General features: G+C 46.5%; 9 protein-coding genes. 3 read left to right on the top strand and 6 right to left on the bottom strand.

What is annotated here, in order from left to right; genetic code table 11:
• Positions 1-77: 77 nt before the first annotated feature.
• The gene (locus tag MKY85_RS09175) at positions 78-1,403 is read right to left on the bottom strand and encodes an MFS transporter (RefSeq protein ID WP_342572422.1); all 1,326 of its coding nucleotides are present in this window, start codon (positions 1,401-1,403) and stop codon (positions 78-80) included.
• Positions 1,404-1,710: 307 nt separating this feature from the next.
• Between MKY85_RS09175 and yhbH the strand changes: the two genes are divergently transcribed.
• Both yhbH and MKY85_RS09165 read left to right on the top strand, forming a co-directional pair.
• On the top strand, positions 1,711-2,880 hold the full coding sequence (yhbH, locus tag MKY85_RS09170; protein ID WP_036609998.1) for a sporulation protein YhbH: 1,170 nt from the start codon (positions 1,711-1,713) through the stop codon (positions 2,878-2,880).
• Positions 2,877-4,313 (top strand): SpoVR family protein, encoded by a 1,437-nt coding sequence (locus MKY85_RS09165; protein ID WP_339240911.1) that lies wholly within the window; start codon positions 2,877-2,879, stop codon positions 4,311-4,313. The genes yhbH and MKY85_RS09165 overlap by 4 nt, the downstream gene beginning before the upstream one ends.
• 107 nt (positions 4,314-4,420) lie before the next feature.
• Here the strand turns inward: MKY85_RS09165 and MKY85_RS09160 are convergent, their stop codons facing one another.
• From MKY85_RS09160 to MKY85_RS09140, 5 genes are all read right to left on the bottom strand, one after another.
• The gene (locus MKY85_RS09160) at positions 4,421-6,901 is read right to left on the bottom strand and encodes an EAL domain-containing protein (protein ID WP_342572421.1); all 2,481 of its coding nucleotides are present in this window, start codon (positions 6,899-6,901) and stop codon (positions 4,421-4,423) included.
• 265 nt (positions 6,902-7,166) lie between these two features.
• On the bottom strand, positions 7,167-9,989 hold the full coding sequence (locus tag MKY85_RS09155; protein ID WP_342572420.1) for an endo-1,4-beta-xylanase: 2,823 nt from the start codon (positions 9,987-9,989) through the stop codon (positions 7,167-7,169).
• Positions 9,990-10,230: 241 nt separating this feature from the next.
• Positions 10,231-11,235, bottom strand: coding sequence for a LacI family DNA-binding transcriptional regulator (locus MKY85_RS09150; RefSeq protein ID WP_339240906.1), 1,005 nt, complete (start codon positions 11,233-11,235; stop codon positions 10,231-10,233).
• A gap of 129 nt (positions 11,236-11,364) precedes the next feature.
• Positions 11,365-12,372 carry a globin-coupled sensor protein gene (locus MKY85_RS09145; protein ID WP_339260068.1) on the bottom strand — a complete coding sequence of 336 codons (1,008 nt, stop codon included), beginning with the start codon at positions 12,370-12,372 and terminating at the stop codon, positions 11,365-11,367.
• A gap of 241 nt (positions 12,373-12,613) precedes the next feature.
• Positions 12,614-14,509 (bottom strand): PrkA family serine protein kinase, encoded by a 1,896-nt coding sequence (locus MKY85_RS09140; RefSeq protein WP_339260066.1) that lies wholly within the window; start codon positions 14,507-14,509, stop codon positions 12,614-12,616.
• A gap of 359 nt (positions 14,510-14,868) precedes the next feature.
• Here MKY85_RS09140 and MKY85_RS09135 point away from each other — a divergent pair, with 359 nt between their 5' ends.
• Positions 14,869-15,714, top strand: coding sequence for a DUF2161 family putative PD-(D/E)XK-type phosphodiesterase (locus MKY85_RS09135; RefSeq protein WP_339260063.1), 846 nt, complete (start codon positions 14,869-14,871; stop codon positions 15,712-15,714).
• Positions 15,715-15,771 lie beyond the last annotated feature (57 nt).

The raw sequence follows: 15,771 nt of genomic DNA, 5'->3' as shown, positions 1-15,771 counted from the left end.
AAGAACAACGCCTGAAGCCATGAGTATTCCAACGAGAAGTTGGATATGACACCTATCAAAAAACTAACCAGTAGACCCTACATTTGAACTTTGCCCAGCAGAGTTCCGACACTCCCCTTACGCCCTTCTTCCTCATCTGCAAAAGTAGCATCCTGCATTCCCTTCTGTACGTTTACAGTTAACAATACTGCAATTCCGGCGACGAAAAAGAAAATGAGGGACAGAATTCCCCAACGTGTAGAACCTGTTATTTGCCCAACATAACCAAACACAAAGGGACCGAAGATCGAAGAGAATTTGCCTGTAATATTCACGAATCCAAAATACTCACCTGTTCTGCCAGCTGGCATCAGATTGCTGAACATGGAACGAGCTGTGGATTGACTTACACCCTGCACGACACCAACCAATCCAGCGAGCATATAGAAGTGAATCGCTTGTGTCATGAAATAACCGAGAATTACGATACATATGTATACAGATAAACTGAAGATCAATACCCGCTTCGCTCCCCAGCGCTGTGCCCAGGCTCCCAGTAACAAGGTGCAAGGAAAACCGATAAACTGGGTTAACAGTAGCGCCAACATCAAGTCGGCTGTACCTATGCCTATACTTGTCCCGTAGATCGTAGCCATCAGAATGATGGTATTAATGCCGTCATTAAAAAACCAGAAAGCCACCAGCATGCGGATTAACTGGGGAAAACGCCTCATCTGACGAAAGGTTTGCCGTAGTCTGCGAACACCCACCGCAGCATACCCTTTCCACGTGCCGGGCAGATCTGGTGATGCTGGCCGTCTCGGAGCATGGCGAAAGATCGGTATTGAGAACAAAAACCACCACAGCGACACGGAGATAAAAGCTAGCCTTGTGCCTGCCAATGTACTGCTCATCCCGAACCAGCCCGGTTGCTGAATCATCAGCATGTTCACTGCAAATAGCAAACCTCCTCCAATGTAACCATAGGCATAACCTTTGGAAGATATCATGTCTCTTCGTTCCACAGGTACCAGATCCGGCAGCATGGCATCGTAAAAGGTATTACCACCTGCAAAACCAATCGTAGATATGACCAGTAATGCGGAAGCAAGTAACCAGTCCCCTTCTCCGATTGCGCTGAATCCCAATGTGGCAAGGACACCAATGATTGCAAATATACGCAGGAAGTCGCCCTTCCGTCCTGACAAATCAGCCAGCGTGCCAAGCAGCGGTGTTAGCAGAGCTACGCACAACATGCCAATGGAATGGGTATAGGCCAGGTAGGATGCGGCCGTATCTGTATCCAGCGTAGCCGCAGCAACCGAAGCATAGAATACAGGCAGTACTGCTGCCAGCACAGTTGTCGCATATGCCGAGTTGGCCCAATCATACATAATCCAAGCCTTGATCGCCTTTTTATTCACATACATCCTTCCTTTTCATGCATCTCTATAGTCTGTGTTCAGAGAATCAAAAGTGGACTTTTTAAACAACCTCTATCAGATGCCAGATCGATGTCTTTCTCCTATTGTAAAGGAAGGATATCACACTTGTTCACTGTTTATGTAAAAAATGGAGCCGTTCTGTTCTTACGACACACCTTACCTCTGAGGTGAACTTGTGTAATTGTATCATTTTATATCCACTCTCATCACATATCGTCCTCGCCCGTGAATATACTTAATTACCGACAGGCCAAACTGTGCCGCGTAATCAATGGGGGGTGCCTACATGTCAAATTCACACCAGCCTTACTCGTTCGTCGTGTCGAAGGAAGATTGGTCGCTTCACCGCAAAGGGTACCAGGACCAACAGCGCCATCAGCAAAAGGTGAAAGATGTCATCAAGCAGAATCTGCCTGATCTGATTACGGAAGAAAACATCATCATGTCTGATGGAAAACAAATCATCAAGGTACCAATCCGCAGTCTGGATGAGTACCGTTTTGTGTATAACTACCAGAAGCAAAAACATGTCGGTCAAGGAGACGGTGACAGTCAGGTCGGAGACGTCATCGGTCGTGATCCCTCTGCTTCGCAGAAACCCGGCAAAGGCGAAAAGGCTGGCGATCAGCCGGGTCATGATATTGTGGAAGCCGAAGTTAGTATTGAGGAATTGGAAGATATGCTCTTCGCTGAGCTGGAATTACCCGATCTGAAGCAGAAAGATAAAGACTTGATTGAGACACATACGGTGGTATTCAACGATATTCGCAAAAAAGGCATGCAGTCCAATATTGACAAGAAACGTACCATTCTGGAGAATCTGCGTCGCAATGCAACGACCGGTACCCCGGGCATCCATCATATCAGTCCAGATGACCTCCGCTACAAGACATGGGAAGACAAAATTATTCCGCAATCCAATGCCGTTATTATTGCCATGATGGATACATCCGGGTCTATGGGTTCGTTTGAGAAATACTGCGCGCGCAGCTTTTTCTTCTGGATGACCCGTTTTCTACGCCGTCAGTATGAGAAAGTCGAGATTGTTTTCCTCGCCCATCATACGGAAGCCAAGGAAGTTACTGAAGAAGAGTTCTTTACCCGTGGCGAGAGCGGAGGCACCATCTGCTCCTCTGTATATATGAAGGCGTTGGATATTATTGACAGCCGTTATCCACCTTCAAGCTACAACATCTACCCTTTCCACTTCTCTGACGGGGATAATCTAACCTCGGATAATGAACGGTGTGTGAAGCTGATCGGGGAGTTAATGAAACGCAGCAACATGTTTGGGTACGGCGAGGTGAATCAGTACAACCGCAGCAGCACACTGATGTCAGCTTACCGTCATATCAAGATGGATCAGTTCATGTATTATGTGATCAAAGAAAAAGGCGAAGTGTACAAAGCTTTGCGCAGCTTTTTCCAGAAAAGGGAAGGAGGCAGCGTTAGATGACAGATGAGATTCGCGACCTCGAATACGCCATTGCCGAGATTATGGAGATTGCCAATGGATTCGGCCTGGATTATTACCCCATGCGGTACGAAATCTGCCCATCGGATATTATTTATACCTTTGGAGCTTATGGCATGCCGACCCGTTTCAGTCACTGGAGCTTCGGCAAAACTTTTCATAAGATGAAAATGCAATACGATTTTGGACTCAGCAAAATTTATGAGCTTGTCATCAATTCCAACCCTTGTTATGCCTTCCTGCTGGATGGCAATTCCCTGATTCAGAACAAATTGATTGTAGCCCACGTCCTGGCCCACTGCGATTTTTTCAAAAACAATGCCCGCTTCTCCAAGTCCAACCGTAATATGGTCGAAAGCATGGCCGCTACGGCCGACCGGATCAGCAATTATGAGATGGAGTATGGAACGGAAGCCGTTGAAGCATTTATCGATGCTGTCATTGCCATTCAGGAGCATGTAGACCCACAGCTGATTAAACCCCGCCATTTGGACAAACAACGCTATATGGAGATGAAAATGCGGGAGCAGCGCGGTGAGAAAGCACCCCGGCCGGAAGGTCGCTATGATGATCTCTGGTCACTTGATGATGTGCAGACCGAAGAATCACCCGCCGAAGGTATTCAGGTTCATCACTTTCCGCCTGAACCGGAGAAGGATGTCATGTGGTTTATTCAGGAATTCTCGGAAGTATTGACCGACTGGCAGCGGGATATCATGAGTATGATGCGTGAAGAGATGTTATATTTCTGGCCACAGATGGAAACCAAAATCATGAATGAAGGCTGGGCATCTTACTGGCATCAACGCATTATCCGTGAACTCGATCTGAACAGTGAAGACACGATTGAATTCGCGAAGCTCAACTCCTCTGTCGTGCAGCCATCCAAACAAAGTCTGAATCCGTATTATCTGGGACTGAAGATTTTCGAGGATATTGAACGGCGTTGGGATAACCCCACCCGTGAAGAACAGGAACGTTGGGGCCGCAAACCAGGGCAAGGTCGTGCCAAAATGTTCGAGGTACGTGAATTCGATTCCGATACCTCTTTTATCCGCAATTACATGACCAAGCAATTGACCGAAGATCTCGACCTCTACGTATTTGAGAAAAAAGGACCGGACTGGAAAATCACCGACAAGTCCTGGGAGAACATTCGGGATCAGCTCGTATTTTCACGTGTCAACGGGGGATCACCTTATCTGGTCGTGCAAGATGCTGACTATCTGCGGACAGGTGAACTCGTACTGAAACATCAATATGAGGGCATCGAGCTGGATTTAAAATACATGGAACGCACGTTGCCTTATCTGTATCGCCTCTGGGGGCGTACGGTACATGTAGAGACACGTGTAGAGGATAAACCGATCTGGTTTACGTATGATGGTAAGAAGCATCACCGCAAGTTTATGTGAGGTTATGATAAATGCTTATATCGTGAACGATATCATTAAAAGATATGATACCAAAAAGCGGCAAGTTCCCGACATACACGGGAACTTGCCGCTTGGCATACAAAAAATTAGGAAGGTAACGCTGGTGTACCATTACCCTGCAATCGCAGCGGCACAAAAAAATCATGCTCCACTTCACTCGCAGGCAGCGGACGACTGAAATAATATCCCTGAATTTCCCGGCAGTCATTCTGCATCAGAATATCGAGTTGGCCTTTCGTCTCAATGCCTTCGGCAATCACTTCCATCTTGAGATTCTGTGCCATCGATATAATGGTCGCCACAATCGCCTGATCGCTGTGACTCTCTGTAATGTCCGTCACGAATGAACGATCAATCTTAAGCTTGTGAATCGGGAAATGCTTCAGATAACTCAGGGAACTGTATCCCGTACCGAAATCATCCAAGCTGATTTTGACACCCAGTGCATTAAGTTCATTCAGAATTGCTGTAGATACCGTTGCATCCATCATCATGCTCTCTGTAATCTCCAGCTCCAGATAACGTGCCTCCAGTCCTGTCTCCAAGAGTGCATTCTTGACCTGTTCTACCAGGTTGGATTGATGGAACTGCTGGCTGGACAAGTTTACCGATACCGGAATGAGCGGCCCACCGCTGGCATGCCAGAGCTTCATCTGCCTGCACGCTTCGCGCAGCGTCCATTTCCCAATCTCATAGATCATACCTGTCTCTTCTGCAAGCGGGATGAACACATTGGGTGCAAGCAGCCCTTTAAGTGGATGGTTCCAACGTATAAGAGCCTCGACACCAATCATACGACTATCCTCGGTACGAATCTGCGGTTGATAGTACAGAACCATCTCATCGCGTTCCAACGCTTTACGCAGGTATCCTTCCAGCTCAATGCGTTCATAAAGTTCCGAATCCAGTTGGGCCGTGTAAAATTGGAAGCCATTTTTGCCGTTCTTCTTCACTTCATACATGGCGGAGTCCGCATGTTTCAGCAAAGCATCGACGCCCACTCCATGATGGGGATACATCGCAATTCCAATGCTGGCGGTCACGTAAAAGTCATTTTCCTTCAAGCGATAGGGTAACTGAATGGCTTCAACAATCTGTTTAGCAAGTTCTGCCACTCTTACCTCTGTCGCTTGATCATGGGTCACAACGAGTGTGAACTCGTCACCGCCCATGCGGGCCAGCATGACATTCTCCATAGCCAAGGGATCAGAAGCCTCTATGGCTTTCATAATCCGGTTGCTGACTTCTCTTAGAAATACATCTCCAACGGAGTGTCCCAAAGAGTCATTTATCATCTTGAATCGGTCTATATCCATCACCATAACAGCAAACGAATGTCCTTTTTCTTCTGAAGATTGGATTGTACATGCCAGCACCTCATCCAGCTTGCGCCGATTGGGCAGCCCCGTCAACGGATCATGCAAAGCTTGGTGACGAATATTCTCCTGAGCCTGCTTCTCCTCCGTAATGTCTTTGATCAGAATGTGGCTTCCCACATGATTACCATCAATGACAACCGGGACTACAACAATACTAAGGTCCAGAAGTTCACCCCGCACGTCTCTCATCTTGGCCATGTAATGCATCTGCTCCATCCCATGATCATCCCAATCAATGGAATCGAATTCACTGATCCATTCTATATCGATCTGCTGAACAATCTCATCAATGGAACGATTCATGACCCTTGTTTCAGGATAACCGGTGATTGTTGTTACTGCAGCATTAATGCCTTTGACAATGCCTTCCTTGTCTACTGAAATGATCGCATCCGAATGATTATGATACAGTGCCTGATACCATTGCTCGTTCTCATGAATCCGTCGATCCTTCTGGGACATACGCTGGTTGATAAATATGCCGAATAACGTCAAGCCCAAGGCAATAAATGTGCCCGATGCGATCAGGTAGGCGAGAATACCGGGTTCAATCTGCATCCCTGAACTTGCCATCGAGGCATGTGAATGATGGAACTGTGCGGCTGACATCCCAGTATAGTGCATGCCAGAGATTCCAACACCCATAATAAGACCGCTGCCCATCTTGTAAACCCAGGTATGTCTGGATTGATGATATCGGAAGAAAAACATGAGCCATAGTGCCGCAAATGAAGCAAGTGCTGCAATCAGAATGGATAACATCACTCTGCCAGGTTCATATGTAACCGGAGTCGACATCGCTGCCATTCCCACATAATGCATTGAGCTGATTCCGACTGTCATAAGCACTCCAGCAATCATGAGCTTGCTAATCCTGCCCGATTGTCTTCCCGCAATGTTCAAGGCTACCCCCGATGCGACAATAGCAAGTAGAACAGATAAAACAACCTTACCGGTGGAATAGGAGACTTGCGTAGGCAGAACAAAAGCCAGCATACCTACGAAATGCATGGACCAGATCCCCAGCCCCATCGAGACTGCACCGCAGGTAAGCCACACATTCCGCGCCATCCCGCTAGCCTGACTTACACGGCCTGCAAGGTCAAGGGCTGCGTACGAAGCTAACGATGCAATAATATAGGATAAAATAACAAGTTCTAAGTTGTACGTACCATGTAGGTGCTCCACTCACTCTGTCCTTTCAACCGGGAAATGCCTCATATGTATGCAAAAATGTAAAAAAGAAGCGAGTGCGCTGTCTGGATGACAGGCACTCCCTCCGCATCATTTGACTCGTGACCACAGACTCAGTTGAAGCCGTTATCATACATTGGAACCCGTTTATTTGAATGTATATAGTCTAAACGTCCCAGCCTTTAAAATCAACACTTATTTCCAGAAAAACGAGGTTTAATAGCTGACATTCTCATATTCTGATACACAGCTCAATATTCTATTTGCGAGTCAGTAACAGACTGCCAAAACCGGAAGTATCCTGATAAGAATTACCTGATGAATCACTCCAGATGGACACACTGCTTCGCTTGCCATCCCCCGCGCCATCATCATTAACTTGAAGATCGAATCCAATCCATCGTTGCCCTTCAGCACGAACGCTATCTAGTGGGATTGCCACTTCAACGGTATACCCTCCGCTTGTTAATCGGGTAGCTGATTTGAAGTTTTCTTTCCGTGCATTTCCTCCAAAAGAAGCCTCATTATCAAAGTTAACCCGGTACTGGGCGTCATCCTCCTGATAGAACGTTGTCTGATCTTTGTTTTGGTCAATAAAAATCTCGATCGAATCCTGCTCATGTGCATTAGAACTTAATTTGCTTCGCAGAGGATCTTTCACATCTGCCAATACGTACAGGTATTTTTCATCCCATAACAGCTGTGCAGTCGCCGTTGCACCTGAGTTTCCGATGACCCAGACATCTGTTTTAACAGATGCAGCCTTTTTCCAGATGTCATCCTTTTTCGCATCAATTACAGGTTTGCCATACGTGACCTTCGTTTGTTTCAAGACAGAACCCAGCTTCAGTTTCCCCCGGTTGGCTGGTTTATCAGGCTGTTGATTGGAAATATCATTCCAGACGATGGTAGCTGTCTTGCCCGCAGCATATTCATCCGTAATCCGAAAATCTAAAGACAAGACCTGGCCTTCAGCAAGTAAAGCAGCTGACATCGGCAGGGATGCATATACAACATAACCCGTTTTTGTCTCCTGTACGTTGTATGCATTCTTATCCTTGCCTTTACCGCCTTCCCGTTTGAATGTATACTGACCATTTGCAGACGGCGGATTTTTCTTCTTGGCAGTTAGATCAGCTTCAGAAGTGGCAGCGCCTGTACTCTTTACTTCTTCCGCGAGGAAAACCTGCACCTGATCCCCTTTGCGACGTGTGGTGTCCTTCACTTCCACTCGTAAATTCACCTTTTTGGCATCCCACATTACACGGGCCTCACCCGTAACTGCGGATACACCATCTGCCAGATGATTAATTCCAAGCCCTTTCACAGCACCCCATAGAACATCTTCCTGTCCTTTGTGATTTGGAAAAGAAGGGCTGGCCTTAAGTGCTGTCCACTCATTACGATAGATCGGAAGCGTGGTAGCATCCACCAGTGCCCAATAGGCCGGTTTTGCTTTCAATTTACGATCAAACAGCAATGGTGCATCTTTACGTCCTTTGACTGGATGATTATCAAGCCATGTACCGTCATCCGCAAGTCCCCAGACCGTAACACTGTCCATGACACCACGTTTTCCCAGGTCGTCAAACAGATCGAACAGCTCACGATAACGATAAGCTTGCTGCAACATTAATTCATCCGTAACAGGCATCTCCTGCTCAGAATTACTTGAATAGATCGAAACGTCCAGCTCTGTAACCTGTACGTTCACACCAAGAGCGATCACTTTCTCAAAAGCCTCACGAATGAGCTTTACATCCGGTCCGTACATGGACACATGCATCTGAAATCCAACCGCATCAATCGGTGTTCCTTTGGCAAGCAGCTTCTCTACAAGCTTCACCATATCATTCACCTTGTTTCCATTGCCCTCCATTCCATAGTCATTAATCACTAATACAGCATCCGGGTCAGCCTCGCGTGCATATCGGAAAGCCAGCTCAATGTAATCACTGTCATCTCCATCACCGTCCACATCCCCAATAATATCTCTCCATTTGGAACCACTCGCCTGATTGCGCAAGCCGCCTCCATCCGAGATGACTTCATTGACGACATCCCATGTATGAACCTTTCCTTTGTAACGAGTCACGATGGTCTGAATATGAGTTTTCATCCGTGCAAGCAACTGTTCACGCGTGGCAGGTTTGGAAGCATCATTCGGATCGGTAAAGAACCAGTCTGGCACCTGACTATGCCATAACAGAGTATGACCTCTTACCTCCATGTCATTTGCTTCGGCAAAGTTCACCAGACGATCTGCCTCTGACCAGACAAACTGCCCTTCCTTTGGTTGCATCGCATCCATTTTCATAAAGTTGCCGGCTGTAATACTATTAAAATGTTTGGTCAACAACTGGGAATGCGGATCTTCTGCATCCAGTGCAGACTGGTCGATTGCCGCTCCCATGGCATAGTTTTTTCCCACGACATCCACTAGATTCGGAATGTTCGGCTCTATCTCTATTTTTTCGGCTTCGGTAATCAGAACATCATCCACGTAAAAAGTAATTGTATCTGCCGGCGTCACTTCCGCTGACGTCTTCCAGGGTGTCTCTGCATACATCCGGAATCCGGTGATGCCACTATTTTCCCCTGGAATCACCACATCCGCCTCGATTTTTTTCCATTGTCCTTTATTCAGGGTTGCAGAGGCAAATGTAGCATATTCACGAGTTGAAGCGTCGTTATTGTACTCTTTCTCCAGTGAACCGTTAATGACCTGACTGTCAGGTCCTTCATCGTACATGGCCCAAAACGAAATATGAACCGTGCTGCCCTTCTGTACATGGTCCATTACTTCAATTAAGGGTCCATGGAACGTTTCGGTACGGGAAGAGGTTCTCAGACTGCGTGTGCTGTCGTGACCTTGCGCTACGATATCAAGCTTTTCACTCGCCCGTGGACGCCATTGTCCCAACGCACCATCTTCAAAATTAGCCTCGAACAGCACTTCATCATCGCCCGTCTTAACGTCAGCAGCCGCTTGAGCACGTGTCCCTCCTGTTCCCACACTCGGGAACAAACTGAAGATCAATACCGCCGACAAGCACAAGCTCCACCATTTTCTCAAATGCATCCGATCTCCTCCTTGGTTGTTTGTGAAGAGTAACCTCTGTTCTGTCATGCGTCCGCCCTTCACAAGTTCGTTGGGCAGGATTGGATAGACATTATTCAACAGAAATTGTAAGCACTTTCATTATACGATTGCCAGCAAACTTTGTTTACCCGTTAAACTATAGGACTTCTTCTAAAATCTTCACCATAATATAGAACGACAAAAAGCACAGCTTGTTCGCTGTGCTACGTGTGAAACGTCTTTACACTTTTAAAGGCGCTGTCGTCTGACGGATGACCAAATTGGAAGGTTCCGTCACAACGGGTGGAGAATAAGACGGATTCTCAATCATGGCAATCAGATATTCTATGGACTTAATGCCAATCGAATAGATATTCTGATTCACCGTGGTCAGTCCCGGTTTGAATACTTCAGCATAATATGTGTTGTCAAATCCGACAACAGAAATATCTTCTGGCACACTCAGTCCATGCTTTTCAATTTCATGAATTGCCCCAAAGGCAGACATGTCTGATGCGCAGACAATCCCCGTCGGTTGATCCTGAAGTGCCAACAATCTTCTTGCAGCCTTGCTACCGCCATCAAATGAGTAATCGCAAACTTCCAGATATATCGTAGAATACGGAATGCCGCATTCTCGCAGTCCTTCCCGATATCCTTCCAATCGCAGATTAGCTACGGCAGGTCCGAGTGTTCCCGAGATATAAGCAATCTTGCGGTGTCCGAGCTCATACAGATGTTTGACACTCATGGAGATGCCGTTTGCGTTATCCGTAGTAATGTAACCGGCGCGTTTGCCCAACAGGTCCGTATCGATAAACATTGTTGGGATCTCTGCATCCACCAGTTCCTGAATACTCGCGTTATCTCTGCCTTCCCCGAATACCACCACACCATCCACATTACGACTGCGGCAATGTTTGATGAACGAGTACGTCGGATCATCGAATCGTGTAGACAACCGGACCAGATCATAACCACTGTTCTCTAGCGCAGTCTTAATCCCTTCCAGCAATTCCGACACAAAAGGGTTTGTAAATGGGACCGTCAACAATACACCTACCGTCCATGAACGGCGTTTTACAAGTCCACGTGCGACCACATTCGGTTGATATTTCAATAATTCGATGGCTATATTGACTTTTTTGCGTGTTTTTTCACTTACATCAGGATAATCGTTTATCACTTTGGAAACGGTTGCAACAGATACTCCCGCTTCCTTGGCCACATCATGGATAGAAGCCATCTGATCACCTCAACCTCTTTCAAATCCCCTGTCTCCGGCTGCATTTTCCATAACATCGGCAGGTTTGTCTACCCATTATAGCTTAAAACAGCCTGAAACGGTATGGAAGGTTCCTATTGCTTTTAACGTCTATTCCTGTTGTTCCAGATTCTTCAAATCCAGAGACAGTTTCTCCATTGTTGTTGCAAATACAGCCAGTTCAGCCGAGCGTGAAGCTTGGCTACGTGCTCCACGAGACGTATGATCCGACTCTTGCTGCACACTACTTAGTTTCTTCATGATCTGCTCTAGATTAGACTGAATTTTACCCTGGGCATCCCGGGAACTGGCTGCGAGCTTGCGCACCTCACTGGCGACGACCTCGAAGCCACGACCGAACTCTCCTGCATGAGCAGCTTCAATCGCTGCATTCAGGCCGACAAGATGACTCTGATCCGATATCTCGCGAATGAGTTCACCCATTTTTCCAATCTGCTGGATCTCCCCGGTCAACTCCGTGAGCAGAACTTGAGCCTGATCCTGAGAAGCAGCTGTTTCTTTGGCCACATTCGAGATAGCCAGCGCATTTTCATTCAGTTCACTGATCATGCCTGTAAGCTCTTGGGTAATTTGCGTGATCGCCTGCAAAGTATGTTGTTGATCATCGGCAAGCTGATGTAACTTTTCTTTTTCTTTCTTCTCATATGCCTCAAGGACAAGCTGTGAATCCAGATTAAACATTTTACTGAGCGCCTGAATGACAAGATGCCAGGAATCAGGGATAACCTGCTGGAATATGCTCGTTGCAATATCAAGGTAAACCATATAGGTACCCAGATAATAATCTTCGGACAGGCCAATACGGGAATGCACAAGCCCAATCGCAATACGTTGTTCAATATATGCGTCGTCCACGATTCCATCCGTCATCGATAACCAGTACATCTTCTGTGTTTCCTTTAGACGATCAATTGTAGAGAATCGGGCAATCAGATCTACCAGATCAGGATAATTCCCCACGTGATTGTAGAAATGATCCACCACTTCATTCACGACTTTTTTAAAAACAGGCCGATGATCGGCAAGCAGTGCCAGATCTCTTGCGGTTAATCCCATGTAATCAAGTTGCTTCTGTCTTGTTGCGGAAATACTGCTCATATCTGGTTCAGTCAGCTCCTTAATAAACACCATTACTTTAAATTGTAAATATATGTATTGATTATAGACTAAAATACCCAAACTTACATACACCTTTAGAACTAATTCACCGTAAAATTAACCTTATTTGTCAGTATTTCAGATTAATAAGATGCTTATGGAACTAAAAAGGCCCTGACTCTGCTGTGAAGGAGCCTCACAGCAGACATCAGAAGCCTGATCCGGAATGGTTCGTTGCCGATTAGCGATTAAGCAGACTGCCCACATAGCGTAGCAGTTCATTGGCGCTGGCTGCGGTATATCCATGTTCTTCAATTAAGCGTTTGATCACTTCATTCATTCGTTTCAATTGGGTTGCATCTGGTGTTTTGGTGGAGGTTGTAATCTTGACGATGTCTTTCAGATCTGTAAACAACTTCTTCTCAATCGCTTCACGCAGACGGTCATGGCTGCTGTACTCGAATTTGCGCTCCTTACGGGAGTACGCCGAGATTCGGATTAGAATCTCTTCCCTGAATGCTTTCTTTGCATTCTCGGAGATTCCGATCTGCTCCTCGATGGAACGCATCAAACGCTCATCCGGGTCCATTTCTTCATCCGTGAGTGGATCACGAATTTTGGACCAGTTGCAGAATGCTTCAATGTTGTCCAGATAGTTCTCAAATAATGTTCTCGCCGACTCCTCGAATGAGTACACAAATGCTTTCTGTACTTCCTTCTTGGCCAGTTCGTCATACTCCTTGCGTGCAAGAGCAATAAAATTCAGATAACGCTCCCGCTCTTCTTTCGTAATGGAAGCATGTTGGTCCAGACCGTCCTTGATGGCCCGCAGAATGTCCAACGCGTTAATGCACTGAAGATTTTGCTTGATCAAAGCACTGGAGATCCGATTGATGACATACCGCGGATCAATGCCGGACATCCCTTCATCCAGATACTCATTTTGCATCTCTCGCAGATCGGCTTCTTTATAACCTTCCACTTCCTCACCGTCATACATCCGCATTTTTTTCACGAGATCCATGCCTTGTTTCTTCGTTTCCTTCAAGCGGGTAAGTATGGAAAAAATGGCTGCAGTCCGCAATGCATGCGGTGCAATATGAACATGCTTCATGTCACTTTGCTGAATGAGCTTGGCATAGATTTTCTCTTCCTCGGATACTTTCAGGTTGTATGGAATCGGCATGACAATCATCCGGGATTGCAGTGCCTCATTCTTCTTGTTGGAGATAAAAGACTTATACTCCGATTCATTCGTATGCGCCACAATCATCTCATCTGCACTGATTAAGGCGAAACGTCCTGCTTTGAAATTCCCCTCCTGTGTAAGCGACAACAGATTCCACAGAAATTTCTCATCACACTTCAACATCTCCTGGAACTCCATCAATCCGCGGTTCGCCTTGTTCAACTCTCCATCAAAACGATAGGCACGTGGATCGGATTCAGAACCAAACTCGGTAATGGTGGAGAAGTCGATGCTACCCGTCAGATCGGCAATATCCTGCGATTTCGGATCGGAAGGACTGAATGTTCCTATCCCCACCCGATTATCCTCGGAAACAATAACCCGTTCCACAGGCACCTTGCTGATATCACCGCCATATTCGGTACGGAGTCTCATTTGGCAAGATGGGCAAAGGTTCCCCTCAATACGAACTCCAATTTCCTTTTCCACTTCAGGACGAAGTTCCAATGGAATCAGATGCAGTGGCTCCTCATGCATCGGGCATCCATCAATAGCATAGATAGCACCTTTTTTTGTCCGCGAGAATTGTTCAAGCCCCCGCTTCAGCAACGTCACTAGCGTCGATTTACCTCCACTTACGGGACCCATAAGCAGCAAGATCCGCTTACGTACATCCAGGCGGCGTGCTGCTGAGTGAAAGTATTCTTCAACCAGCTTTTCAATGGATCGATCCAATCCAAAGATCTCCTGCTCAAAAAACTTGTACCGCTTATGCCCACCTACTTCTTCAACGCCAAACGATTCAATCATTTCATACACTCTGGCGTGAGCCGTCATTGCCGGAGTCGGGTCCTCTCTCAGCAGTTCAATATAATCTTCAAATGTTCCGTTCCATGTCAAACGGTCACTCTCTGCCCGATGTTCCGCAACGCGTTCAAAAATATTCATGCTTGGTACCTCCCATGGCTCCTTTAGTGTGATTGTCAACCATTCCGAATGGTATGAAGAAATCAATAGAATTGCGGCTCCTGCTTGAATACCAATCTTGCGGTCCTGTGAAGTCCCGCCACCCTCTGTCCAAACATCTTGTTTTGTTGTGAAAAGTGTATTACATACCTATGCGGCAATTCGGATAAGTTGACCTCTTTTTTTCAATCCATGGCTTCGAATTTTGGCTTTTCCCTGTTCTATCAGACATCTTGTGCGTTCAGAAAAAAAAGAACGAATATGATATAATGAGGGTTCTAATTCAGGAAACCGGACAATGCGGTCAGAACTCTGACTACTTTGGGAAAGGAGCACGAACGATGGCTGTGCAATACGAAACCGAATTATATTCGCCTGTGAAGGCTTTCTTCGAGCAGCGTGGCTTCGACGTAAAGGCGGAAGTTAGACATTGTGACCTCGTAGGGGTCAGATCGGATCAGGAGGAACCACTGATTGTGGAGATGAAAAAAACATTTAATCTCTCCCTGTTGTTGCAAGGCATGCAGCGCTTGAAGCTTAGCCCGTTCGTGTATTTGGCCGTCGAGCGCAATCGCAGCAAACGTGGCGCCGTGAACCAACGCTGGAGCGAACTGACTGCATTATGCAGACAGCTTGGTCTGGGGCTGCTGACGGTCACATTTTACAAAACCAAACCTCCCTTAATTGATGTATTATGCGAGCCTTCTGCACAGACTCCCCTCACTGGCCGCAATCAGGTTGCTCGCAAAAGTGGTGTTCGGCGGAAACGCCTGCTTAAGGAATTCGACGAACGCAGCGGTGATTATAATACGGGAGGCAGCACACGCAGACAGCTGGTCACGGCATATCGTGAAAAGGCCTTACGAGTCGCATCTGCTCTGCGAACGAACGGAGAATCCTCTCCCGCCACACTTGCCAGACAGACGGGTGTAGGTTCTGCCGCGGCGATTCTGCAAAAGAATTATTATGGCTGGTTTGAACGCCTCTCCCGAGGGAAATATATTCTGACGATTAAGGGAGTACAAGCGTTAACCGAGCATGCACACATGCTTGAGGATAATGATATGATTGAACGAACCATTAATGAACTTGATGTAACGTATTCCGTATCTGGTGAACATAAGGACGACCTTGCACATATCGCTGAAACCGCGGAGCAATACTTGAAAAATACAGGCCATAACTGATATGGAAACACTCGAAGTACGTGATATGAAAATGAGAATGCAAAAACACCTGTAATC

The sequence above is a fragment of the Paenibacillus sp. FSL R5-0749 genome (assembly GCF_038595085.1).
Classification (GTDB): Bacteria; Bacillota; Bacilli; order Paenibacillales; family Paenibacillaceae; genus Paenibacillus.
Note: the sequence above shows the minus strand (reverse complement) of the source record. Positions and strands in the feature narration are given on the sequence as shown.